Genomic DNA, 24,473 nt, shown 5'->3' with positions numbered 1-24,473 from the left:
GCCGCCCCGAGGCGTCAGAGAGGAATGGTCGTGCAGATCAACACTTCGTTCGAGGTCCCGGTGCCACGCGACCGGGCGTGGGAGGTGCTGCTCGACGTCGAGGGCATCGCCCCGTGCATGCCCGGAGCCACGCTCGACGGCCGCGACGGCGAACGCTATCTCGGCCGCGTCAAGCTCAGGATCGGTCCCATCAGCGCGCAGTACTCGGGGGCCGTCACCATCACCGAGACGGACGCCGAGGCCGGTCGGCTGAAGCTGCTCGCCAAGGGCAAGGAGCAGCGGGGGACGGGCCATGCCGAGGGGACAGTCCTCGCCCGGCTGACCGAGATATCAGCCGACGCGACCCGGGTCGACGTCGAGACCACCCTGAACATCACCGGCCGGGCCGCGCAGTTCGGGCGCAGTGTGATGCAGGACGTCGCCAAGAAGCTGGTCAAAACCTTCGCCGACAACCTCGCCGTACAGCTCAAGGCGCCGGCCCCTGCGCCCACCGAAAACCAGCCACCGCCCACAGCGGCGACCACAGCGGCGACCACAGCGGCGACCACAGCGGCGACCACAGCGCAGCAGCCGCCGTCCACAACGGACGAGGCGCCATCCACAACGGAGCAGCCACCGTCCGCAACAGAGCAGACGCCGCCCGCAACGGAGCAGCCACCGTCCACAAGGGAGCAGGCGCCGTCCGCGGCGGAGCAGGCGCCGTCCTCAGTGGAGCAGGCACCGTCCGCAGCAGACAAGGTGCCGTCCTCAGGGGAGGCGTCGACCGCCGAAGACCAGGCGCCCCCGGCGGCCGGGTCGCGCGACCAGACGGAGGGAGAGCAGGCGGCGGCCGTGCAGCGGGCGCCGGGCGCCGGGCGGCAGGACTCGATGGCAGGACAGCAGGAATCGGCGGCAGGACAGCCGGCGGCTCCGACGGTGGCGAAGACCGCCCCGGCGGCGCCCGCACCACCGCCTTGCGCACCGCCCGTGCCGCGGCCCATGGCGACGGCCGAAGACATCAACGTCCTCGCGCTTCTGGCGAGCAGCCCCAGGGTACGCATCGGCGTCGGCGTACTGATCGGGTTGATCGTGGTAGCGGTCCTCTGGCTCATACTCTGAACCGTGATCATGCAATAGTTCACAAAGCCCGCGCCTCAAGCATTCGTGATCATGCAATAGTTCGCGCCCTAAGCCCTTGGCGCCGGGCCGGTGACGCGAATAACTGCATGATCACGGCGGTGAGATGGCATGGGCGCAACACACCAGCAGGCCCTCCCAGTCGTGATCATGCAATAGTTCGCGAGCTAAGCCCCTCGGTGCCGAGTCGGTGACGCGAATAACTGCATGATCACGACAGGAAGGGGGTGGTTTCGCGGCACAGGGGACTCCCGTCGAGCCGAGCCGCGATACACCACCGCGGCTCGGGACTCAGGTGCAGCAGGTCCCAGTCGTGATCATGCAGTTGTTCTCGAGGAGGGTTGCCGCTCTGGGAGGGCTGGGCCGAGGTTGCGCTCAGGGTGGGCTGTGCCGAGGGTTGCGCCCTGGGGGGGCTGGGCGAGGGTTGTCGTGCTGGGAGGGCTGGGTCGGTTGGGGGGTGTTGGAGGTCAGGTTAGCCAGCCGTTGGAGCGTGCTCGCGACAGTTCCCGGTCGGCTTCGCGGCTGTCGAGCATCTCGAGGCCTCTTACCGCCCAGAGTCGCAGTGACTCGTCGTCGCTCTCGAGCTGGCCCGCCAGGACCGGCAGCGCGCGCGGCGAACGGGCCTCGCTGACGAGTTCCAGGAACCAGCAGCGCAGCGCGTGGTCCTCGTGTTCCTTCTCGAACTCGGCGATGAGCTCGTCGACGTACGTGTCCGCGTGCTCGCGGAGGAAATCGAAGCCGTCTCCTCTGAGCCGGGCGTCCGGGCTCCGCATCGCCCGCAGCGCCCAAGCGAAGCGCTCATTCGACATCAGATCACCCGCGCTGAGGAGCGGCCGGGCTTGGTCCGTTTCATACCCCCAGTGTCCCGGTATCGCGCACCCGTTCACGCCTCATCGACCCGATGATGCGCACCCCGGCTCCGATCGGCACCTCGTTGTTTCAGCCGTGCCGCACGTAGGACACGTTGCGCGCGTAACGGCGGAAGCCCACCGCCTGGTACGTCGCTCGTGCGGACGGGTAATCGTCGTCACCGCGAGCGCAGACTCGCGCGGACTCGGCGCCGAGCTCTCGGGCCGCGTGCAGGGCGGCGAGGATCGTGGCGCGGGCCAGGCCCCGGCGGCGATGAGCCGGGTCGGTGCCGACCGGTTCGAGGACGGCGACGCGGTTGTGCTCGTCCAGCCAGACGAGGCAGAACGCCACGGGCGTTCCGTCGGACGCCTCGACGAACCAGTCCAGTTCCGAGCGGTAGGACCAGGCACGCATGACCGCGCGGTAGCTGTCGCCGCTGACCTTGGAGGGTGGCAGCCCCGGTAGGGAGAAGGCGGCCCGGTGAACCCGGGCGCGGGCATCGGCGTCGCTCTCGCCGGACACGCAGCGACGGGTGTAACCGGCCGGCGGGTCGGGGGGCTGAGGCAGGTCGGCCAGGCTCCGCCGGAGATGGATGAAGAACGGCCCTCCGGTCGCCTCGACGTAACCGTGCCGCCGGAGTACGTGGATGAGAGCCGTCTCGGCGTCCAGCATCGTGACCGTACGGCTCTCGCCCGGGGCGACCTCGTCGAACCACCGCAGGATCTCCGGCGCCAGGTCAGGATGCGCCGGATCGAGATGCAGGTCGAGGTCGCCGGGCGGCTTCGCCCAGGCCCAGGCGACCGGCTCGCCGTCGCATTCCCACAGGGCCGTCCGCCACTCGGGTTCCCGCCCGATGTGCTGGAACCGGGACCAGGCGAGGTCGCCGATGTGCCACCGGCTCGCCGATGACCACAGGCGCTGGGTCAGTGCCTGCATCGCCTGGAGGTCGGCCGGCCCGCGATAGGGCCGCTGCCGGTACTGCGTTCGTCGCACCGCGCGACACTATCGGGCCATCGCGATCATGAGCCACCTGCCGGACTCGCCGTACGGGCCATCGACATTCGTAGGGGCGGCAGATCATTGGAATCTTCAATCGACTGCTAGCTTCGCTGGAATGACGTCGAAGAAGACCGGGGCCGGTCCTCCCGGTGAGCACCTGGTGAAGGAGCTGAAATGGGTCCACGGCAGGCTCCGCAAGGACCTGCGGGTCCTGCGTGAGCTCGCCGCCCAGATCGGCTCGAACGCCTCACCCGCGCTGGTCCGTACCAAGATCCGTACGCTGCGGACCCAGAGCCCGCTGTGGCAGCTTCGGGTCAACTGCCTGAAGTACTGCCGGTTCGTCCACGGTCACCACGGCGGAGAGGACGTCAACCTCTTTCCGGCTCTGCGGCGCTCGAACCCGGCCCTGGTGCCGACCGTGAAACGGCTGGAAGCCGACCACCGGAAGATCTCCGATCTCCTCGACCAGGTCGAGGCTCTCGCGCGTGTACTCGGAGACGGCTCCGGTACGGACACCCGCGAGCGGCTGGTCGCAGCCATCGACGAGCTGAGCCGGCGCCTGCTGGAACACCTGGATTTCGAGGAGAAGTCGATCAGCCCCACCCTGCGCACCTGGACGACTTGGCCCGGCTGAGATCCAAACGCTGAGATCCAAACGCTGAGATCCACACGCTGAGATCCACACGCTGAGTCCGTTAGTTGAGTTCGACCCGATAAGCCTGATCCGATGAGCCCGATCCCGATGAGCCCGACCAGATGGGCTCTGCGCCGCCTGGCGCTCACCCGCTTCCGGACGCGCCGACGCGGTACTCCTGGGGGCTGACACCGCGTACGCGCTTGAAGGCGGTGCTGAGCGCGAAGGAACTGCCGTAGCCGACCTTCCGGGCCACGGCGCCGACGGTGGCGTCCGGCTCGCGCAGCAGATCGGCGGCCAGGGCCAGCCGCCAGCCGGTGAGGAAGGCCATCGGCGGCTCGCCGACCAGTTCGGTGAAACGGCGGGCGAGAGCGGCCCGGGAGACGCCCGTCCTGGCGGCCAGCGCGGCGACCGTCCACGGGTGGGCCGGTTCGTTCTGGAGCATCCGCAGGGCCGGGCCCACCACGGGGTCGCTGTGGGCCCGGTACCAGGCCGGGGCCTTGGTCTCCTGGCGGGCGAACCAGGCACGTAGCACCGCGATCAGCAGCAGGTCGAGCAGCCGGTCGAGAACGACCTCTTGGCCGGGTTCGTCCTTGCCGATCTCAGCGCCGAGCAGCGAGATGAGCGGACTGTCCCACGCGTCGCCCGGAAGGACGAGCAGCGCGGGCAGCGCCGCCAGCAGCCGTTGGTTGACCTCACCGCGCATCTGGTACGTGCCGATGAGCATCTCCGTGGAGCCGTCCGGATCGTCTCCCCAGGTGCGGACTCCCAGGTCCATCGAATCGCACAGAGCCGCCCCGTCCGGTGTGGTGCTGCGCTGCCCAGGGTGGATGACGACCTGCGGCGGCGTGGCCGGGTCATCGGAGACCGTGTAGGGATCCGGGCCGCGCATGATGGCGACGTCGCCCGGGGGCAGTCGTACCGCCGTACCGCCGTCGGGGATCACCCATGCCGCACTCCTCACCATCGACACCAGGGTGAGCGGCGCCTCGTCCTGGACGCGTACCGACCAGGGCGGGCTGAGCAGCGCTCGCAGCAGGAACGCGCCCGGGCCCTGGGCCCGTCGAGAAGGCCCGAGAGTGCGTCCATGCGGCTCAGCTTAGACGCACGAACATGGGGCTGAGCCTTTCGACCATGGCCGTGTTCACCCGCGCGGGACTTCACTTGTGGCATGACGGAAGGCATGCGCGAGAAGGCGCAGGAGAAGACGACGCTGGTGCTCGGCGGCACGGGCAAGACCGGCCGCCGGGTGGCCGAGCGGCTCACGGCACGCGGCCTGCCGGTGCGGGTCGGTTCCCGCTCGGGCGAGCCGCCGTTCGACTGGGACGACCCGGCCACTTGGGAGCCCGTGTTGCGAAACGTGGAGTCGGCGTACGTCGCGTACCAGCCGGATCTGGCATTCCCCGGGGCCGCCGCCGCGATCCGTTCGTTCTCCGAACTGGCGGTGCGAAGCGGCGCCCGACGGCTGGTGCTGCTGTCCGGCCGCGGCGAGGAGGAGGCCGCGATCAGCGAGCGGGCGGTACGGGACTCCGGCGCCGAATGGACGATCCTGCGGGCGAGCTGGTTCAGCCAGAACTTCAGCGAGCACTTCCTGCTCGAGCCGGTGCTCGGCGGCGAGGTCGCCTTCCCGGCCGCCGCCGTGGCCGAGCCGTTCGTCGACGTCGAGGACATCGCGGACGTCGCGGTCGCCGCGCTGACGGAGGACGGGCACGTGGGCAGGCTGTACGAACTGACCGGGCGCCGCCTGCTGACCTTCGCCGAGGCGACGGCGGAGATCGCAGAGGCGACCGGCCGGGAGGTCCGGTACGTGCCGGTCACCCCGGAGCAGTACGCGTCCGCGCTGGTGGAGTACGACGTACCGGCCGACTACGCGAAGCTGCTGACCGAGCTGTTCGCCAGGGTGCTGGACGGACGCAACGCCCACCTGGCCGACGGCGTACAGCGCGCACTGGGCCGCGAGCCCCGCGACTTCGCGGACTACGCGCGGGACACCGCCGCGACCGGCGTCTGGGACGGCGGCCGGTAGGGCGACGGCGGCCGTGCGCGGGTGGGAGCACAGCGCCCTTCGCCCACGGCCGCCCGGCACCTGGAGACCAAGCGGTGAGCGAGCCCGGTCTCGCGTCCCGCACCCGAGAGTGCGATCTCGACCACGGAGGATGTTGATGTTGGATCAGTTTCGAGGTGTTTCGTTGGTCGCGGCCACGATCGCCATGGGGCTCAGCGCGGGCCTCTACTACGCGTACTCCTGTTCCGTCATGCTCGGGCTGGGCCGGGCCGACGACCGGACCTTCGTCGACGGGATGCAGAAGATCAATGCGGCCATCCTCAACGGCTGGTTCTTCCTCACTTTCGCCGGCGCGCTCGTGCTGACGGCGGTGGCCGCTCTGCTCCACTTCCGCGGAGACGGGCGTGCCGCGTTCGGCTGGATCGTGGCCGCTCTGGTCCTGTACGTGATCGTGCTCATCATCACGATGGGCTTCAACGTGCCGCTCAACAACGAACTCGAGGCGGCCGGCGACGCCGCCCGCATCGCCGATCCGTCCGCGGTGCGCGAGCGGTTCGAAACGGCGTGGGTCCGCTGGAACCTCGCCCGCACGGTAGTGTGCACGGCCGCGTTCGGCTGCCTCACCTGGGCCCTCGTACTGCACGGCCGGGTCGTGAACTGACATCCGGGTATCCCCGGCCCGCGTCTCATCCGCTCCACTTCGCCCGCCCCCTCGCCTGATCGTGATCACACGGTTGTTCAGCAGCGAAGACCGCCGCGAACAATTGCATGATCACGACAGGGGAGGGGGCGTCGGTGTTCCTGGCCACTCCTGCCCGGGCGCGAGGTGTGAGGGATCCGTAAAGACCGTCGGCACAGGCGTATGGAAACCGTCAAGACTTGCGAAATGCCCATCTAGCGGGTGTTTTCTTCTCTGCGGCGCTCGCATCGGGCGAGAGGCGAAGAAAGGGCGGGGACATGACGTCGGGTGCAGAACACCCTCCCCGCCTACCGCCGGGCAGATCGGTGGGGGATGCGGTCGTTCAGTGTCGGCCCGTCGTCCCTGGGCACGCCCTTGTCAGCGGCACGTGTCGGCTCGGTGAAGGGCCGGCGACCGGCGTTTCGGCCGACCGCCCAGGTCCAGGCTCCCGGCTTCGCCACGGGACGGTCCGCGTCCCACCGCCATCCCCCGTCCGCTCGTGGGGCCGCGCCGGCCGCTGGACATCGATGGCCGGCCGGAAACCGGGCCAACAGGTGATCAAGGAAATCAGGAGAGATGGCTGACGTCGTGTTCGTGGTGCTGACAGTGGCGATTTTCGCGCTGTTCAGCCTGGTCGTGAAGGCGGTGGGGCGACTGTGAGCGCCGACAATCTGATCGGACTGGTGCTGGCCGCCGGGCTGATCGTGTTCCTGGTGATCGCCCTTCTACTCCCGGAGCGGTTCTAGATGAGTTCGACGACCGCAGGGATCCTGTTCATCGGATCCCTGGTGATCGCTCTTGTGGCCGTCCATCGGCCACTGGGCGACTACATGTACCGCGTCTTCACCTCGACCCGGCATCTTCGGGCCGAGCGCGGGTTGTACCGCCTGATCGGCGTCAACCCGGCCGCAGAGCAGAAATGGAGCGCCTACGCACGCAGCGTGCTGGCCTTCTCGCTGATCTCGGTGCTGTTCCTGTACGCCTTCCAGCGTTTGCAGGGCCACCTGCTGCTGAATCTCGGCTTCAAGGGCGTACCGGATCACATCGCCTGGAACACCGCCATCAGCTTCACCACCAACACCAACTGGCAGGCGTACTCGGGCGAGTCCACGATGGGCCACCTGGTGCAGATGTCGGGTCTGGCGGTGCAGAACTTCGTGTCCGCCGCCGTCGGCATCGCGGTGGCCATGGCCGTCGTCCGCGGTTTCGCGCGCAAGAAGACCGAGGAGCTCGGCAACTTCTGGGTCGATCTGGTCCGCGGCTGCGTGCGCATCCTCGTGCCGATCGCCATCGTCGCCGCGATCGTGCTGATCGCCGGTGGGGCGGTGCAGAACTTCGCCGACCCGCACACGGCGCACACCATCGCCGGCGGCACTCAGCCGATCACCGGTGGCCCGGTGGCGAGCCAGGAGGCCATCAAGGAGCTCGGCACCAACGGCGGCGGTTTCTACAACGCCAACTCCGCCCACCCGTTCGAAAACCCCACCGCCTGGACCAACTGGATCGAGATCTTCCTGATCCTGGTGATCAGCTTCTCGCTGCCCCGCACGTTCGGCCGGATGGTCGGCGACAAGCGGCAGGGTTACGCGATCGTCGCTGTCATGGCAACTCTGGCGATCGTCAGCATCGCCGTGGTCAACGGCGCCCAGCTGGCCCACCACGGCACCGTTCCCACAGCGGTCGGCGCCGCGACGGAGGGCACGGAGGCCAGGTTCGGGGTGCCGAACTCGGCGACCTTCGCCGCCTCCACGACACTGACCTCGACCGGGGCCGTGGACTCCTTCCACGACTCCTACACCAGCCTCGGCGGGGCTGTACTGCTGATCAACATGATGCTCGGCGAGGTCGCGCCCGGCGGGGTCGGCTCCGGTCTGTACGGCATGCTCATCCTCGCCGTGATCACGGTCTTCGTGGCCGGGCTGATGGTGGGGCGCACACCGGAGTATCTCGGGAAGAAGATCGGCGCTCGAGAGATGAAGTTCGCCTCGATGTACTTCCTGGTCACCCCCGCCATCGTCCTCGTGGGCACCGCGATCGCCGTGGCGATGCCCGGCCAACGGGCCGGCATGCTCAACACCGGTCCGCACGGACTCTCCGAGGTGCTCTACGCCTTCACCTCGGCCGCCAACAACAACGGATCGGCGTTCGCCGGCATCACCGTCAACACCCCGTGGTACGACACCGCGCTCGGCCTGGCGATGGTGTTCGGCCGGTTCCTGCCCATCATCTTCGCGCTGGCCCTGGCCGGGTCGCTGGCCCGGCAGTCGCCCACTCCGGTGTCGGAGGGCACGCTGCCGACCTACCGGCCACTGTTCGTGGCCATGGTCGCCGGCGTCACCCTCATCCTCGTCGGCCTGACGTTCTTCCCGGCGCTGGCCCTCGGACCGCTCGCAGAAGGAATACACCAGTGACCACCCAGACCATCCAAGCGCCGTCGGCCCCCGAGCCGCCGCGGATCGAGCCGGCGGGAGGCCGGGTGCAGGGCGGCCTGCTCGATCCGAAGTTGCTCGTCCGCTCACTGCCGGACGCGGCACGCAAGCTCAACCCGGCCACCCTGTGGCGCAACCCCGTCATGCTCATCGTCGAGGTGGGCGCGGTGTGGACCACCGTGCTCGCCATAGGCGAGATGACCGTCTTCGCGTGGCTCATCACGGTGTGGCTCTGGCTGACCGCACTTTTCGCCAACCTCGCCGAGGCGGTGGCGGAGGGACGCGGCAAGGCCCAGGCCGCCAGCCTGCGGCGGGCCAAGCAGGACACCGTCGCGCGGCGGCTGGTGGGCTGGCGGCCGGGGAAGACCGCCCCGGTCGAGAACGTCCCGGCTCCCGAGCTGCGGCTGGGCGACCACGTGGTGGTCGAGGCCGGTCAGATCATCCCCGGCGACGGCGACGTCGTCGAAGGTGTGGCCAGCGTCGACGAGTCCGCGATCACCGGCGAGTCGGCCCCGGTCATCCGGGAGTCCGGCGGCGACCGGTCCGCGGTGACCGGCGGCACCAAGGTGCTCTCCGACCGGATCGTCGTCAAGATCACGCAGAAGCCGGGCGAGAGCTTCATCGACCGGATGATCGCCCTCGTCGAGGGCGCGAACCGGCAGAAGACCCCGAACGAGATCGCTCTCAACATCCTGCTGGCCGCCCTCACGATCATCTTCCTGGTCGCGGTGGCGACGATGCAGCCCCTCGCCATCTACTCCAAGGCCGGCAACCCCGGCGTACCCGACACGAGTGCACTGGACGGGAACGGTGTCACGGGCATCGTGCTCGTATCGCTGGTCGTCTGCCTCATCCCGACCACGATCGGGGCGCTGCTGTCCGCGATCGGCATCGCCGGCATGGACCGACTGGTCCAGCGCAATGTGCTGGCGATGAGCGGCCGGGCGGTCGAGGCCGCGGGCGACGTCAACACCCTGCTGCTCGACAAGACGGGCACCATCACGCTGGGGAACCGGCAGGCGTCGGAGTTCATCCCGGTGGGGGATGTCGACGAGACCATGCTCGCGGACGCGGCACAGCTGTCCAGCCTCGCCGACGAGACGCCCGAGGGCCGCTCTGTCGTCGTCTTCGCCAAGCAGCGGTACGGGCTGCGCGAACGGCACGCCGGCGAACTCGGCCACGCGAGCTGGGTGGCCTTCACCGCCCAGACCCGCATGTCCGGGGTGGACCTCGACGGCGACGTCGACGGGTCCTCCTCGATCGACCGGAGCCTGCGCAAGGGCGCGGCGACCGCGGTGGCCGACTGGGTCCGCGAGCTCGGCGGGCACGTGCCGCCGGCGATGGGCGACGTCGTCGACGGGATCTCCGCGTCGGGCGGCACGCCGCTCGCCGTCGGCGAGGTCGTCCGGACCGACGCGGGCACCACCGCTCGCGTCCTCGGTGTCATCCACCTCAAGGACGTCGTCAAGGCCGGCATGCGGGAGCGCTTCGACCACATGCGCGCGATGGGCATCCGCACGGTCATGGTGACCGGCGACAACCCGCTGACCGCCAAGGCGATCGCCGACGAGGCGGGGGTGGACGACTTCCTGTCCGAGGCCAAGCCCGAGGACAAGATGGCCCTGATCAAGCGGGAGCAGGAGGGCGGCCGGCTGGTCGCGATGACCGGTGACGGCACCAACGACGCCCCCGCGCTCGCCCAGGCCGACGTCGGCGTGGCCATGAACACCGGCACCTCCGCCGCCAAGGAGGCCGGGAACATGGTCGACCTCGACTCCGACCCGACCAAGCTCATCGAGATCGTCGAGATCGGCAAGCAGTTGCTGATCACCCGCGGGGCGCTGACGACGTTCTCCATCGCCAACGACGTCGCGAAATACTTCGCGATCATCCCGGCGATGTTCATCGCCCTGTTCCCGGGGCTGGACGCCCTCAACGTCATGCGGCTGCACAGCCCGCAGTCGGCGATCCTGTCGGCCGTCATCTTCAACGCGGTCGTCATCATCGCCCTGATCCCGCTGGCGCTGCGCGGCGTCCGCTACCGGCCCAGCTCGGCATCGAAACTGCTCAGCCGCAACCTCTACGTCTACGGGCTCGGCGGGATCATCGCCCCGTTCATCGGCATCAAGCTCATCGACCTCATCATCCAATTCATCCCAGGGATCTCCTGATGCGCTCCTCCTGGCTCCGCAGTCACCTCGCGGCGCTGCGCGCGCTGCTCGTCCTCACCGTTCTCACCGGCGTTCTATATCCGCTCGCCATCTGGGCCGTCGCCCAGTTGCCGGGGCTGCACGACAAGGCCGACGGTTCACTGATCAAGGCCGCCAACGGCAGCACCGTCGGCAGCCGGATCATTGGACAGTCCTTCACCGACAAGGATGGAAACCCACTCAAGCAGTACTTCCAGAGCCGTCCGTCCACGGCCGGCGACGGGTACGACCCGACCGCCACCGCCGCGAGCAACCTCGGCCCCGAGTCCATCGTCGACACCCTGCCCGTCCCGGGCGCCAAGGACGACGAGGGCAACCCCGATGAGGGCGACCAGTCCCTCCTCACCCAGGTATGCACTCGCAGCAAGGACATCGGCGAGCTGGAAGGCGTGGACGGCTCCCGGCCGTTCTGCGCCAAGAGCGGCGTGGGGGCGGTGCTCTCGGTGTTCGGGTCGCGCGACGCGAAGGGAGTGGTGACCAGGCCGACCCGCGTCGTCAGCGTCAACGAGGCCTGCCCCGCCGCGCCGTTCATCACCGCCTATCGCGGGGTCGCGGTCGAGTGCGCCAAGCCGGGCGAGGACTACGCTGAAGGTCAGATCGTGCCGATCCGCGGGGGCGCCCCGGCCAAGCCGGAAGTGCCGTCCGACGCGGTGACGGCCAGCGGCAGCGGGCTCGACCCGGCGATCTCGACCGCCTACGCCCGCCTGCAGGCGCCGCGCGTCGCCACGGCCCGGGGAATCGCCGAGGACAAGGTTCTCGACCTGATCGACAAGTACACGACGGGCCGGTCGCTCGGCTTCATGGGCGAGCCGTCCGTGAACGTCGTCGAGTTGAACCTCGACCTGGACCGCGCAGCGCCGTACAAGTCCTGACCCGTACGCGAAGGAGATCACCATGGCACGGGGGCAGCTCCGCATCTATCTCGGGGCTGCCCCCGGGGTCGGCAAGACCTTCTCGATGCTCTCCGAGGGCCACCGGCGCGCCGACCGCGGCACCGACGTCGTCGTCGGCTACGTGGAGACCCACGACAGGCCGCGCACCGTCGCGATGATCGAGGGACTGGAGATCATTCCCCGCAAGACCATGACCTATCGCGGGGCGGTGTTCACCGAGCTCGACACCGACGCGGTGATCGAACGGGCGCCGCAGGTCGCTCTGATCGATGAGCTCGCGCACACCAACATCCCCGGCTCAGCGCACACCAAGCGCTGGCAGGACATCGAACGCCTGCTCGACGCGGGCATCACGGTCATCTCCACGGTGAACATCCAGCATCTGGAGTCGCTCAACGACGTCGTAGAGGAGATCACCGGCGTTCCGCAGCGCGAGACCGTTCCGGACGAGGTCGCACGCCGGGCCGACCAGGTCGAGCTGGTCGACATGGCCCCCGAGGCACTGCGCCGCAGGATGGCGCACGGGAACGTCTACACGCCCGAGAAGGTCGACGCGGCCCTCACGAACTACTTCAGAGTCGGCAACCTGACCGCGCTGCGCGAGCTCGCCCTGCTGTGGCTCGCCGGAGAGGTCGACGATCAGCTCGAGCGCTACCGCGCCGATCACAACATCGGCGGCACGTGGGAGGCCCGTGAACGCGTGGTCGTCGCACTCACCGGCGGGCCGGAGGGCGACACGCTGATCCGGCGCGCCGCCCGCATCGCCGCCCGCACCAAGGGCGCCGACCTGCTGGCCGTGCACGTCACCCACAGTGATCACCTCTCCGTCGCCGGGCCCGCGAACCTCGCCCGCCAGCGGACCATCATCGAGAGCCTCGGCGGCACCTATCACCAGGTGGTGGGCGACGACGTCGTCCACGCGCTGCTCGACTTCGCCCGCGGGGTGAACGCCACCCAGCTGATCCTCGGGATCTCGCGGCGGAACCGGTTCGCGCAGATCCTGTCCCCTGGGGTCGGGGTGACCACCACGGCGATGTCCGGCTCGATCGACGTCCACATGGTGAGCCACGAGGAGGTCAGAGGGTGGCGCCGTCCGGCCGGCCGGACGGGAGGCGTCGCACCACGCCGCCGCCTCGCGGGGTTCTGCCTCGCGGCCGTGGGCCTGCCGGCGCTGACGCTCACCTTGGCCGGTCTGCGCGCGGAGGCGTCACTTCCGACCGACATCCTGGTCTTCCTCGCGGCGGTCGTCGGCGTCGCCCTGGTCGGCGGCCTCTACCCCGCCCTCGTCGCCGCCATCGGCGGCTTCCTGCTGCTCAACTACTACTTCGCCCCTCCCCTGCACCAGCTGACGGTGGCCGAACGCGAGAACGCCTTCGCGCTGCTGGTCTTCGTGCTGGTCGCGGTCGGGGTGAGCGCCGTCGTCGACCTCGCGGCCCGGCGCACCCGGGAGGCCGCCCGGGCGAGCGCGGACGCCGAGGTCCTGTTCACCCTCGCCGGCAACGTCCTGCGCGGCGAACACGCCCTCGACTCCCTGCTGGAGCGCCTGCGCGAGACCTTCGGGCTCACCTCGGTGACGCTGCTGGAACATCCGCCCGGCGCTCCGCTCACCCCCGACTCGCACCGTGATCCGGCCAGCTGGCGGATCGTCGCGACGGTCGGCGGCAAACCGTGTACGACCCCGGACGAGGCCGACACGGAGGTCCCGGTCGGTGAGGAACTCGCGCTCGTGCTGCGCGGCCGCACCCTGCCCGCCGCCGACCGGCGGATCATCGAGGCGTTCGCCCTACAGGCCTCGGTCGCCCTCCGGCAGCGGCGGCTCGCCGAGGAGGCCGAACGGGCCGGGCCGCTGGCGCACGCCGACCGGATCCGCACCGCACTGCTCAACGCGGTGAGTCACGACCTGCGCACCCCGCTGGCCTCGGCCAAGGCGGCCGTGGAGAGCCTGCGCAACGCCGACATCCCATGGACCGGCGAAGAACGCGCCGAACTGACCGCCACGGCCGGCGAGTCCCTCGACCGGCTCGACCGGCTGGTGGCGAACCTGCTCGACATGAGCCGCCTTCAGGCGGGCGCGCTCGGCATGGTCATCCAACCCCTCGCCATGGAGGAACTGGTTCCCCGGGCACTCGACGATCTCGACGCGGCGAGCGGGCGCGTCACCAGCCGGATCTCCGGGGACGTGCCCGAGGTGCTGGCCGACCCGGGTCTGCTGGAACGGGTGCTGGTCAATCTCATCTCGAACGCGCTGCGCTTCAGCCCGCCGGACGAGAAGGTCCTGGTCACCGCCAGCGCACTGGCCGACCGCGTGGAGGTGCGGATCGCCGACCGCGGCCCCGGCATCCCGGTCGGCGACCGTGACCGGGTCTTCCTGCCGTTCCAGCGTCTGAACGACCGCGACAACGAGGTCGGCGTGGGGCTGGGCCTGGCCCTGGCCCGCGGCCTCGCCGAGGCGATGGGGGGCGGCCTGACACCGGACGAGACCCCGGGCGGAGGACTCACCATGATCCTTTCTCTGCCGGCCGCGCCCGCCTCCGGCGCGCCCGTGCTCGCCTCCGGAGCGACGACGGCGGGGGATCGGCGCGGCGGCGACGCCCCGTTCGCAGACCGTGCCGACCCTGACCCGGCCAGCGAAGGGGGAGCCCACCCGCACCACGACGATGACCCGATGATTGGAACGACATGACGCGCATCCTCGTCGTCGACGACGAACCGCAGATCCTGCGGGCACTGCGCATCAACCTGCGCGCCCGCCACTACGACGTCGAGGTCGCCGGCGATGGCACCGAGGCCCTACGGCGGGCCGGCGACTGGCATCCCGATCTCGTGCTGCTCGATCTCGGCCTGCCCGATGTCGACGGTGTCGAGGTCATCCACGGCCTGCGCGGCTGGACCCGGGTGCCCATCATCGTGCTGTCCGGCCGCGCGGGCAGCCGGGACAAGGTCGAGGCGCTCGAGGCGGGCGCCGACGACTACGTGACCAAGCCGTTCAGCATCGATGAGCTGGTGGCCCGCATCCGGTCGGTCACCCGCCGCTTCACCGCCGAGGACAGCGCCCCGGTCGTCGAGGTCGGCGGCCATGTGGTCGACCTGCGCACCAAGACCGTGACCGGCCCGGAGTCCGAGGGGGTCCGGCTGACGCCCACCGAGTGGCACCTGCTGGAGATCCTTCTCCGCAACCCGGGCAAGCTCATCAGCCAGCGTCAGCTGCTGACCGAGGTGTGGGGGCCCTCCTACGCCCGCGAGACGCACTACCTGCGCCAGTACATGGCCCAGTTGCGCCGCAAGCTGGAGCCCGACCCGGGCCGCCCCCGCCACCTGCTCACCGAACCCGGCATGGGCTACCGCTTCCAGCCGTGAGAGGCGGTCCTGCCGCCCCGTCCACGGCTCAGGTGCCGCTCGGCCGCAGCAGACCGAACGCGTCGTTCGGGGACTCGCACGACCAGTGGCTGAAGTCCCCGGTGCGCTGCCACACCCCGTGTGCCGCCTGGATGTTCCATTCGGGGTCCAGGGCCTGGGCCGGGCCGGCCCGAAGGCGCAGCAGCTCCAGATCGGTGAACTGGAACAGGCCCCACCGGCGAACACCCTGCCGGTCAGGCCCGGCGATCCAGAGCGGATCGCCGAGCGACAGGCACTTCGCCAGCACCATGGCCTCACCGCCGGAACTCCCGAACACCTCGTTCAGCCGCCGTGCGATCCGGGCCTTCGGCCACGTGGCGGTGGCGGCCCCGCGGGACAGCAGGGCCGTCTTGGTGGGCCCGTCGCCCATCCCGGTGGGCGGAAGCCCCGTGAGGACCTGGAAGGCGGTGACCCGCATTCTGGTGTACGGGCCGAACGAGGCGTCGGCGGGCAGTTTCAGGCCTCGTTGCTGCAGACTCTCCTGTAGCCGCTGAGCGCACTGACCGTACTCGCCCAGCGCGATGAGGGCCGGGCAGCGGTCCGACGTCAGCAGGTCCGCTTCGGGGGCGGAGGGGCGCGCCTCCGGGGAACGTGCCGCACCGCCCGCCGTTCCCAGCACCAGCACCAGCCCCGCGACGGTGGCCGGCCAACGCCGGCCGAGCAGGTTCGCCCACGCGCGGCCCAGGCCGCGGCGCGGTGGTGCGGCCGTGCGCCGTCCGGGCGCCGGTCGGCCGGTGTCGTCGCCGGGACGGGGCCCGCCGAGCGGCCGCTCACCCGCGGTCGTCACCGTCAGCCGCCTGCGGACGTCTACCCAGATCGCCACCTCCTGCGGTGTGCAGCCGCACGCGCGCAGATAGGCGGTCAGCAGCTCTTCGCGGGGCAGCCGAGGACGCGCGAGCGCCGCATGGATCGTGCTGTACGGAAGGACATCGCCGTTGGTGACGGCGCGTTTCTCCAATTGCCGGAACGTCAGGCCCGACCACGCACGGAGGCCGCGCAGGAGGCCGACGTACTGCTCGGCCGTCTCGGCGCCCCGGGGGTCGGGAACCGATCGTGCGGCCGTTCGGGACGGGAGGTCCATTCAATGCTCCATAACTGACCATCCGTGATCGCACTGATTGTGATGATGCCCGATCCGACGGCGGTACCGCTCGCCCGGCGTGCACCGGGACTCGCTGCGCCTCGTATCGCACCGAACCCGACGGGATGGCGCCGTGAACGACGCCTATGAGCAGGGCTGCCGTACCCTCCTGCGCGCCTATCCGCCCCGTCACCGCCAGGTGCACGAGTTTTATCCTGACGGGTCGCCGTTCGCTTCACCTCAGCCCTGGCGGCAACCCGACGGCCCGCTACGAGCGGGCGGCTGAGCGCGCCGCCGGCTCTTGGGGCGGCTTGCGTCTCAGAGCCACCCGCTCCTCCGGAGGAGGCGGAAGACGAAAAAGACGGCGACGACCATGACGCCCACGCTGAGCGGGTAGCCGATGACCCAGTGCAGCTCGGGCATGTGGTCGAAGTTCATGCCGTAGACCCCGGCGACCATCGTGGGGACGGCGATGATCGCCGCCCATGAAGAGATCTTGCGCATGTCGCTGTTCTGCTGCAGGCCCACCAGCGCGACATGGGCGCTGAGCACGCTGGTCAGCAGTTCGTTGTGCTTGTCGACCTGGTCATCGACGCGCAGCAGGTGCGCCAAGACGTCGCGGAAGTACTCCACGGCGTCCTCGCAGTGCTCGACCCTCCCCTTGACGATCTCCTGCAGTACCGGGATGAGGGGATCCTCGGCACCGCGGAACTCCAGCACCTCGCGCTTGAGCGCGTAGATGCCCTCGGTGACGTCGCTGCGGCCGGTATCGAACACATGACGTTCGAGGGCGATGATGTCGGCTTCGACCTTGTGCGCGATCTCGGAGTAGGTGTCGACGACCTGGTCGCAGATCGCGTACAGCACCGAGGAGGGCCCGTCTGCCAGCATCCGCGGGTCGGTCTCCACTCGCGCGCGTACGGGCTTGAGCGGGTTGGCCGTGCCGTGCCGGACGGTGATGATGAAATCGGAACCGAGGAACACCATGATCTCGCCGACCTCGATGGTCGAGGTGTCCTCGCGGTAGCTCAACGTCTTGAGCACGACGAACACGGTGTCGTCGTAGCGTTCGAGCTTGGGCCGCTGGTGCGCCTCGATGGCGTCCTGCACGGCCAGCGAGTGAAGGTTCAGCTCATCGGTGACGAGGGCGAACTCCTCTTCGGTCGGTTCGTGCATGCCGATCCAGAGCCAGCAGTCGCCCTTGGCCCTGGCGGCGTCGAAGGCATCGCTGATGTCGCCGTCGACGGTCTCGCGGCCGCCGTCGCTATAGATGGCCTTGTCCACAATCACGAGACGACATTGTCCTGGATGCGTGGAGTGTGCGGGGTTGTCGAACACCGCTCGAGCGCGAACTCCGGCATCGAGAGCGGACGACACCGCAAAGCTAGTGAACGTGGGGGGCGCTTCTTGGGCCTGCGGAGCGTACGTACCGCGACTCCCACCATGTTGACGGCCGGTAGATAGCCCGCCTGGCGGGAATCGAAGCTGTGCCCGGGGTTGTCGCCGACGGCGAGGATGGCCTCCGGCGGCACGATGTCCCCGCGCCGAACCGCGCCTGGGGGGCCGAACTCGGAGGGAGCGGTGTCGCCGGGCCGTGCCACGAGCCGCTTGATGAGAAATCCTTCGCCGGCGGTGGAGACCGTCCCGTCCTCGAGCCGAGGCCCACGGGCGATCGGCTGCATGTGACCGCCGGTGCTTCTCAGAACGATGACCTGTCCGGCCTTGACCGCTCCGACACCAGTGCGGCGCGCGAGCACACGATCTCCCGCCCGCAGGGCGGGCTCCATGCTCTGCCCGTCGACGGTGACGACCAGCAGCCGGCGGCGGATCGTGACCACGGCGGCGGAGATCAGGATGATCAGCGCTCCCGCCGCAAGTACGGTGATCTTGAGAAGTGTCACGGCCGGTCTCCTGGTGCCGAGGTGCGCCGGGCCGCGGCGGGCCGCGCCGTCGCCCGTGCCGGGGCGGGCTGTTGCGCGAACAGGCCGGCCAGGTCGTCGAATCGTACGACCAGGGCGGCGACGCAACCGGCGGCCGTGAGCACGACGAGGGCTCCGCCGGGATGAACGGATCCCGGTTCGCTCAACCGTGATCCCGGTTCGCCGAACTGTGCGATCAGTCCTCCCGTCACCGCGACCACCAGCAGGGCACCGTTACGGACCAGATGACGCCCGCCCAGTGACGTGCCGGACGCGCCGAAGCACTTGCAGGGAATGTTCGTGTTCCGTCGGATGGCGGTCCCGATCGCGACACTGAAGGCGATCAGGGCACAACCCGCGAGCACGAAACCCCCGACCACGGTCGACGGCACGATGAGCAGCACGGGGATCGCGGCCTCCACGGTGACGACCGCACCGGCGACGGGACGCGCCCATCGGCCGGGCAGCGGCTCAAGCCGCAGGAGCGAGACCACGAACGACCGAAACGCCGCCCGGTCGCGCAGCTTGCCCAGAGAGGAGGCCACGAAGACGAGGGCCAGCACGGCACGGCTGAAGATGATGACGTAGTCCATCGCTGTCGACCGCTCTCATTCCTCGGAGGTCACTGCTCGGGCAGGGAGGGGTCCAGAGCCTTGGCGGACGCGTCGCCGTAGCCGTCGGCCTGGAGGTTGAACAGGCGTGCGTACTCGCCGTCTTCGGCGATCAGCAGGTCGTGGTCGCCCTGCTCCGCCACGCGACCGTCCACAAGGACCACGATGTGGTCGGCGGTGCGGATGGCGCCCATCCGGTGCGAGATGAGGACGCGGGCGGATCCGGCCGCGTGTTCCCGCAGCGCCGCATGAACCTCGTACTCAGCCTCGGCGTCCAGGCCCGAGCTCGGCTCGTCGAGGATCAGGAGGTCTCTTCGGTCCCTGACCAGCGCGCGAGCCAGCGCGACCCGCTGCCACTGCCCGGTGGACAGCGAGACGCCGACGTACGGGGCGATCTTCTGGGCGTCCGCCGCCTGGTCGGTACTATTGCCGGCACTCTGGCCTGGCTTGACGGGGAACGTTCGGCTGAGCAGCGTTTCGTAGCCATGCGGTAGACCGGTGAGGGTCTCGTGCACCCCGGCGGTGCGGGCGGCCTGTTCCAGCCGCGCCGGTTCGCCGAGCGCGGTGAGGTCTCCGAGGCCGATGTTCTCCGACGCGGTCAGGTCGTATTCCATGAAGTCCTGGAACACCGCGCCGATCCGGGTCCGGAGCGCCTCGGGGGTCATGTCGCGCAGGTCGACACCGTCCCAGAGGACGGCGCCCCTTGACGGGTCGTAGAAGCGGCACAGCAGCTTGACCAGGGTGCTCTTGCCCGCGCCGTTGCGGCCGACGACGGCCAGCGCCCGGCCGCATGGAATGAACAGGTTCACCCCGCGCAACACCCAGGGATGGTCGGGGGTGTAGCGGAACCACACGTCTCTGACCTCGATGCCGTGCCGCAACGGGGGAGCGGGGGTCGGCTCGGCCCGGATCGGCAGCTCCGGCCCGGACCGGACCACCGCCAGGTGATGCTCGAACAGCAGCACGCCCCGGTGCGATATCCCGAAGTCTCCGATGAGCCGGCCCAGTCCGTTCTGGACGCCCGCGATCGCGGCGACGAACATCGCCACGTCACCGATCGAGAGCCGGCCGGAACGAGCGGCCCCGACCGCCCACACCAGTCCGCCGCCCGCCACCGCCGCCGAGAGCAGTACGAGTCCACCCTGGCTGAGCAGTTCACGCCGGTCGACTCTTCGCTCGGCGAGGTTGGCCGCCCGCCGCTCATCGAGCATCCGCAGCCGCAGGAACGTGCCGATGCCGAAGAGCCGTACCTCCTTGGCGGCGCGCAGGTCGCCGAGCAGTTTCGCGTAGAAGAACTCGCGGCGTGCGGTGGGGCTGATCCGCCACATCATGGTGGTGCGGAGGCGGACGAGAACGACCTCCATCACGACGGCGGGCACCGCGGCGGCGAGTGCCACCATCGCCATGGCGGTGTTCACGGCGGCGAGCGATCCGAGGAACCCGACGATCATTATTGACCCCTGGGATCCGCCGATGACGCCACTGAGCACGTCAAAGGGAGCGGTCCGGCTGGTCTGCTGCGCCAGACGCAGGCGATCGTGGAATGTGGGGTCCTCGAAGCGGCCGAGCCCGACGAAGCGGTTGACTGCGGAGTAGAGCCGGTCAAGGCTGAGCAGACCGAGCCGGCGCTCGGATTCGGCCCGCACGTACTGGGTCACCTGCGGTTCGACAGCGGTGACCACACCGGCCACGGCGAGCCCGCCCGCGAGGCCGAGCAGGCTCGACAACGCCGCGCCGGCTACGAGCCCGTCCATCACGAGCTTGAGCAACCAGGCGGTCGCCACCGGAGCCACCGCTCCCACCACGGCCAACGCGACATAGGCGATGACGGCGCCCGGTGCGGCGCGCACGGCCAGGCCGATGGCCGACAGAGCCGTCGCCGACCACGTGGACACGGTCAGCCGGCCGGCCTGCTGATCGGTCGTGGTCGGCGTCATGCCGCGGCCGGCACCATCAGATCATCGATGTCCCTTCCCGCGGCCACGATCACGCCGCTCTCGTCGAGCAGGCACATGGACGGGAGGCCGCGGGTCTGGAACGCGTTCGCCACCAGCCCGTCCTCGGGTTCGAGGATCACCTGGGCCACCGCGTCGAGTCGGGCGACCAGGGGTGCGTCGGCCTCATCGGCGCCCGCCATCACGACGAGCACCCGGTGATCGCCCGGGAGCCCCCGTACCTGATCGACGAACCTGGGGATCTTTTCCAGGCACGGCGCGCAGGACGGCGAGAAGAACGCGACCACGGTAGGCCCGGTGAGGGTGTCGGGCGAGACCCGCCGGCCGCCCGTGTCGGCGGCGGTGAAGTCCCGCGGTGGAGCGCCGAGTGGCATGACCTCCGCCCGCCCGGCCGCCGCACCGGAGGCCAGCAACTGACCGTGTTCGCGCAGGCGGCGGACGACGGCCAACGTGAGCACCAGGTCGAGAAGGACGAGCAGGCAGACGAACACCATGGCTGCGACCAGGTAGGGCATGACCGGGATCCCTTCGAACGGCGGCGCCGCCAGTGCCGGCGAGCGCGGGCTGGAGCAGGGCAGGGCACGAGATGACCGCGCCCGGAGGATCCGGCATGTCGCCTGGACATCCCGGAATTCGCGGACGCGGTCAGCGCTGGTGACTCGTAGGTCAGCTTCGGCAGGGAGACTTGCTGCAGGCGCCGCAGTTCCCCGGCTCCCAGCACGGGCGGTAGTACGGGCCGGCGCAGTGCTCGCACCAGTCCGCCGCCGCCGACGCGGTTACCTTGGGCGCCATCCGTTCCAGTAGTCGATCCCCAAGGTTTCGTACCAGTCTGGACATACCGGCTCCTTCCTTCGGCGTGGGCGATGGAGCCCCCGCCAAGTGGGTCACGGTGGATCCTGTGGTCAGCCGATCTTCTCTGGCAAGGCCGCCGGTGTCTGGTCTTGTCTGAGTTTGTCCATGCAGGTCACCGCCATGAACGACCCAAATCCACGACGCCGGGGTTTCCAAGATCGCTGCTCGGCTCAGCCGCCGCGCGCCTCCCTTCTCGCGGTCGTCCGACCGATCGCCGTCTCACAGGAGCTTGTCCAGGTGATGGGCAGGTCGCGAACCCGTTTGCCGGTCGCGAGGTGGATCGCGTTCGCGTTCGCGTGCGTGGCGGCGGCGGACCGCCGCCTGCCCCGCGTTCCTGCCGACGCTGAGACGCACTCTCGTGGTGATGGCCGCGGGATTCCCGGCGGTGCGCTGACCCGCGTCGCGGCTCGGCGCGGTGGCGCGGGTCGGTGTCGCGGATCGGGGCCGCGTGGTCAGCGTCGCCGGTTCGCTCGGCCGGTGGCCTTGCCGGTGGCATCGGCGGGCATCAGCTGCTCCACCACCGCGCAGACGCTGGTGATCGGGTCGAGTTCGTTGGCGCCGGCCGCGAGGCGTTGCAGCAGAGCGCGGAACGCCGGACCGTCGTCGCCGAGCGCGCCCAGGACATGCTGCTCGACGTGCCGCAGAGCCTCTTGCCGCTGTGACCACAGCGCCCGGCCCTTGTCGGTGGCGATGACCTGACGGCTGCGCCGGTCGGCGGGGTCGGGCCGCCGTTCGACCAGGCCGAGCTCTTCGAGATCGTCGATGAGGTAGGTGAGCACGGTCCGGTCGATGCCGAGTTGCTGGGAGAGAAGCCCTTGGTTGCCGGCGAGATCGTGGGCCGCCGAGGCCAGCAGCTGGTAGCCCCGCGGGCCACCGGGCAGATCGCTGAAGAGCGCGTCCACGGCCTTGACGTAGGAGCGGAAGACGACGCCCAGCGCCCAGCCCAGGTCGGCGTTCAGTCCGGGGACGGACGGCCGCTCGCCGGGCCCGTGCGCGCCTGCCCTGTGCGGGCCGTCCGGCTGCGGGCCGTCCCCCTGCGCGTCGCTCGCGGGAGGTGAAGTCGCCATGGGCGAAGCTTAGCTCATATGCGGTTAGACATACCTTCTTGATAACAACTCTTATCCTTGGCATAAGATCTATTAAGCAACGTAGTTTCGGGAGAGGAAGAACCCATGGCCGACTACGGCCACGACCTGCTTTTCGGCACCTTTCTGACGCCGGCGGCCGAGCACGCCGAGCGCGTGGTCGAGCTGGCGCAGCTGACCGAGCGGGTCGGGTTGGACCTGGTCAGTGTCCAGGACCATCCGTACCAGGCCGCGTTCCTGGACGCCTGGACGCTGCTGTCGGTGATCGCCGCCCGCACCACGCGCGTGCGCGTCTTCCCCAACGTCGCCAACCTGCCGTTGCGGCCACCGGCGGTGCTCGCCCGCAGCGCGGCCACCCTGGACGTCCTCAGCGGCGGGCGGGCCGAGCTGGGTCTCGGGGCCGGTGGATTCTTGGACGCCGTCGCCGCCATGGGCGGGCCACGCCGGGCCCCCGCCGAATCGATCACGGCGCTCGAGGAGGCCGTTCAGGTCATCCGCGCGTTGTGGACGCCGGGCGGCGGTGTGCGGCTGAAAGGTGAGCACTACAGCCTCCAGGGCACCAGGCCCGGTCCCTTCCCGGTGCACGAGATGGGGATCTGGGTCGGTGCCATCAAGCCCCGCATGCTGCGGCTGACCGGACGCGTCGCCGACGGCTGGCTGCCCAGCTCGCCCTACGTACCGCCCGAGCAACTGCCGGAGTCGAACCGGGTCATCGACGAGGCGGCGGCCGCCGCCGGTCGCTCCCCGCGGGCGGTGCGCCGTCTCTACAACATCGCCGGCACGTTCACCGACACCGGCATGGGCGCCGGCGCCGCCGGCGGCAGTGACTTCCTCCAGGGGCCGCCGCCGGTATGGGCCGAGCAGCTCGCCGAGCTCACCCTCACCCAGGGCATCAGCGGCTACATCCTGATGGCCGACTCGGACGACACCGTTCGACGATTCGCCGCAGAGGTGGCACCGCTCGTACGAGAGCTCGTCGCCGCCGAACGGGACAGGGCGACCGCTCCGAAGGGACCGGACGTCCCGGACACCACCACGCCCGTCCGGACCGAAGGCCCGTCACAGGCCACGACCACCACCTCGACCCCGACCACGACCAAGACCCCGACCACGACCACGACCACGACAAGGATGACCGCCCGCGTGATGGCGACCCCCTTCGGCGTGACCCCCACCCCGGACGACGGCGTCCGGCTGAGCGATGTGCGGGTCTGGGACGAGACCGCCCGCCCCACCGGCCCTGCGCCCGAGCCTGACCGTCGGTACACCCGGCACGAGCAGGCGGCCGGCCGGCACCTCATCGACGTGCACGACCAGCTCCGTGCCGAGCTCGCGCAAATACGCGATCTCATCGAGCAGGTCGCCGCCGGGTCCATGGACCCCGGCCTCGCCCGATCGCACATCAACACCATGACCATGCGCCAGAACAACTGGACCCTCGGGGCCTACTGCGAGTCCTACTGCCGCGTCGTCACGACGCACCACACCGTGGAGGACCAGGCCCTGTTCCCGCACCTGCGACGCGCCGACCCCCGCCTCGTACCGGTGGTCGACCGCCTCGCGGAGGAGCACAAGGTCATCCACGAGGTCCTCGAAGGCGTCGACCGCGCGCTGGTCGCGTTCGTGGCCGAGCCCGGCGACATGTCCGGTCTGCGCGCCGCCGTCGACCTGCTCACGGACACGCTGCTGTCCCACCTGTCCTACGAGGAAAGGGAACTGGTCGAGCCGCTCGCCCGGCTCGGAGTGGGGTGAGCGCGTTG

Annotated in this window: 21 protein-coding genes; 11 read left to right on the top strand and 10 right to left on the bottom strand. The window is 69.9% G+C overall.

Translation table 11 applies throughout. The features are described 5' to 3' along the window. Positions 1-30 precede the first annotated feature (30 nt). On the top strand, positions 31-1,098 hold the full coding sequence (locus tag HKK72_RS17900) for an SRPBCC family protein (protein WP_187235518.1): 1,068 nt from the start codon (positions 31-33) through the stop codon (positions 1,096-1,098). Between the two features lie 485 nt (positions 1,099-1,583). Here HKK72_RS17900 and HKK72_RS17895 read toward each other — a convergent pair whose 3' ends face one another. Both HKK72_RS17895 and HKK72_RS42215 read right to left on the bottom strand, forming a co-directional pair. Then, on the bottom strand, positions 1,584-1,925 hold the full coding sequence (locus tag HKK72_RS17895; RefSeq protein ID WP_222720845.1) for a HEAT repeat domain-containing protein: 342 nt from the start codon (positions 1,923-1,925) through the stop codon (positions 1,584-1,586). Positions 1,926-2,055: 130 nt separating this feature from the next. Beyond that, entirely contained in the window at positions 2,056-2,958 is a 903-nt protein-coding gene (locus tag HKK72_RS42215; protein WP_187235517.1) for a GNAT family N-acetyltransferase, read from the bottom strand. A gap of 121 nt (positions 2,959-3,079) precedes the next feature. Here HKK72_RS42215 and HKK72_RS17885 point away from each other — a divergent pair, with 121 nt between their 5' ends. Next, positions 3,080-3,598: a hemerythrin domain-containing protein gene (locus HKK72_RS17885; RefSeq protein WP_187235516.1), complete on the top strand. Its 519-nt coding sequence runs from the start codon at positions 3,080-3,082 to the stop codon at positions 3,596-3,598. A gap of 145 nt (positions 3,599-3,743) precedes the next feature. On the opposite strand, the gene HKK72_RS17880 is transcribed toward HKK72_RS17885, so the two are convergent. Beyond that, the gene (locus tag HKK72_RS17880) at positions 3,744-4,625 is read right to left on the bottom strand and encodes an AraC family transcriptional regulator (protein WP_315987314.1); all 882 of its coding nucleotides are present in this window, start codon (positions 4,623-4,625) and stop codon (positions 3,744-3,746) included. Between the two features lie 144 nt (positions 4,626-4,769). On the opposite strand from HKK72_RS17880, the gene HKK72_RS17875 reads away from it, so the two are divergent. The 8 genes from HKK72_RS17875 to HKK72_RS17840 all read left to right on the top strand — a co-directional run bounded on the left by HKK72_RS17875 (position 4,770) and on the right by HKK72_RS17840 (position 15,171). Then, complete coding sequence (locus tag HKK72_RS17875) at positions 4,770-5,624, top strand: NmrA family transcriptional regulator (RefSeq protein ID WP_261986929.1); 855 nt, start codon at positions 4,770-4,772, stop codon at positions 5,622-5,624. Positions 5,625-5,787: 163 nt separating this feature from the next. After that, positions 5,788-6,264 carry a DUF1772 domain-containing protein gene (locus tag HKK72_RS17870; RefSeq protein WP_261986928.1) on the top strand — a complete coding sequence of 159 codons (477 nt, stop codon included), beginning with the start codon at positions 5,788-5,790 and terminating at the stop codon, positions 6,262-6,264. Between the two features lie 674 nt (positions 6,265-6,938). Beyond that, positions 6,939-7,028, top strand: a complete 90-nt coding sequence (locus HKK72_RS41070; protein WP_187235514.1) for a potassium-transporting ATPase subunit F — start codon at positions 6,939-6,941, stop codon at positions 7,026-7,028. Then, the gene (kdpA, locus tag HKK72_RS17860) at positions 7,029-8,693 is read left to right on the top strand and encodes a potassium-transporting ATPase subunit KdpA (protein WP_187235513.1); all 1,665 of its coding nucleotides are present in this window, start codon (positions 7,029-7,031) and stop codon (positions 8,691-8,693) included. It begins immediately after the preceding gene. Continuing rightward, on the top strand, positions 8,690-10,882 hold the full coding sequence (gene kdpB, locus HKK72_RS17855; RefSeq protein ID WP_187235512.1) for a potassium-transporting ATPase subunit KdpB: 2,193 nt from the start codon (positions 8,690-8,692) through the stop codon (positions 10,880-10,882). The genes kdpA and kdpB overlap by 4 nt, the downstream gene beginning before the upstream one ends. Continuing rightward, positions 10,882-11,793, top strand: coding sequence for a potassium-transporting ATPase subunit C (locus tag HKK72_RS17850; protein WP_187235511.1), 912 nt, complete (start codon positions 10,882-10,884; stop codon positions 11,791-11,793). The genes kdpB and HKK72_RS17850 overlap by 1 nt, the downstream gene beginning before the upstream one ends. A gap of 22 nt (positions 11,794-11,815) precedes the next feature. Beyond that, positions 11,816-14,497 carry a DUF4118 domain-containing protein gene (locus tag HKK72_RS17845; protein WP_187235510.1) on the top strand — a complete coding sequence of 894 codons (2,682 nt, stop codon included), beginning with the start codon at positions 11,816-11,818 and terminating at the stop codon, positions 14,495-14,497. Next, a complete protein-coding gene (locus tag HKK72_RS17840; RefSeq protein ID WP_187235509.1) occupies positions 14,494-15,171 on the top strand; it encodes a response regulator in 678 nt (225 codons plus the stop codon). Before HKK72_RS17845 ends, HKK72_RS17840 begins: the two co-directional genes overlap by 4 nt. Before the next feature lie 28 nt (positions 15,172-15,199). Here the strand turns inward: HKK72_RS17840 and HKK72_RS17835 are convergent, their stop codons facing one another. From HKK72_RS17835 to HKK72_RS17805, 7 genes are all read right to left on the bottom strand, one after another. Further along, positions 15,200-16,291, bottom strand: a complete 1,092-nt coding sequence (locus tag HKK72_RS17835) for a peptidoglycan-binding domain-containing protein (RefSeq protein ID WP_187235508.1) — start codon at positions 16,289-16,291, stop codon at positions 15,200-15,202. Between the two features lie 318 nt (positions 16,292-16,609). Then, on the bottom strand, positions 16,610-17,581 hold the full coding sequence (gene corA / locus HKK72_RS17830; protein WP_187235507.1) for a magnesium/cobalt transporter CorA: 972 nt from the start codon (positions 17,579-17,581) through the stop codon (positions 16,610-16,612). Continuing rightward, positions 17,578-18,192 carry a S26 family signal peptidase gene (locus HKK72_RS17825; RefSeq protein WP_187235506.1) on the bottom strand — a complete coding sequence of 205 codons (615 nt, stop codon included), beginning with the start codon at positions 18,190-18,192 and terminating at the stop codon, positions 17,578-17,580. The genes corA and HKK72_RS17825 overlap by 4 nt, the downstream gene beginning before the upstream one ends. Next, the gene (locus HKK72_RS17820; RefSeq protein ID WP_187235505.1) at positions 18,189-18,803 is read right to left on the bottom strand and encodes a MauE/DoxX family redox-associated membrane protein; all 615 of its coding nucleotides are present in this window, start codon (positions 18,801-18,803) and stop codon (positions 18,189-18,191) included. Before HKK72_RS17820 ends, HKK72_RS17825 begins: the two co-directional genes overlap by 4 nt. Positions 18,804-18,832: 29 nt before the next feature. Further along, entirely contained in the window at positions 18,833-20,758 is a 1,926-nt protein-coding gene (locus HKK72_RS17815; protein WP_187235504.1) for an ABC transporter ATP-binding protein, read from the bottom strand. Then, a complete protein-coding gene (locus HKK72_RS17810) occupies positions 20,755-21,291 on the bottom strand; it encodes a TlpA family protein disulfide reductase (RefSeq protein ID WP_187235503.1) in 537 nt (178 codons plus the stop codon). The genes HKK72_RS17815 and HKK72_RS17810 overlap by 4 nt, the downstream gene beginning before the upstream one ends. A 789-nt stretch (positions 21,292-22,080) precedes the next feature. Then, entirely contained in the window at positions 22,081-22,695 is a 615-nt protein-coding gene (locus HKK72_RS17805) for a MarR family winged helix-turn-helix transcriptional regulator (protein ID WP_187235502.1), read from the bottom strand. Positions 22,696-22,800: 105 nt separating this feature from the next. Between HKK72_RS17805 and HKK72_RS17800 the strand changes: the two genes are divergently transcribed. Beyond that, positions 22,801-24,465, top strand: coding sequence for an LLM class flavin-dependent oxidoreductase (locus tag HKK72_RS17800; RefSeq protein WP_187235501.1), 1,665 nt, complete (start codon positions 22,801-22,803; stop codon positions 24,463-24,465). The last annotated feature ends 8 nt before the right edge of the window (positions 24,466-24,473 follow it).

The sequence above is a fragment of the Actinomadura sp. HBU206391 genome, from assembly GCF_014323665.1.
GTDB lineage: Bacteria > Actinomycetota > Actinomycetes > Streptosporangiales > Streptosporangiaceae > Actinomadura_C.
The sequence above is the reverse complement of the archived record's forward strand: the minus strand, read 5'-3'. Positions and strand labels throughout refer to the sequence as shown.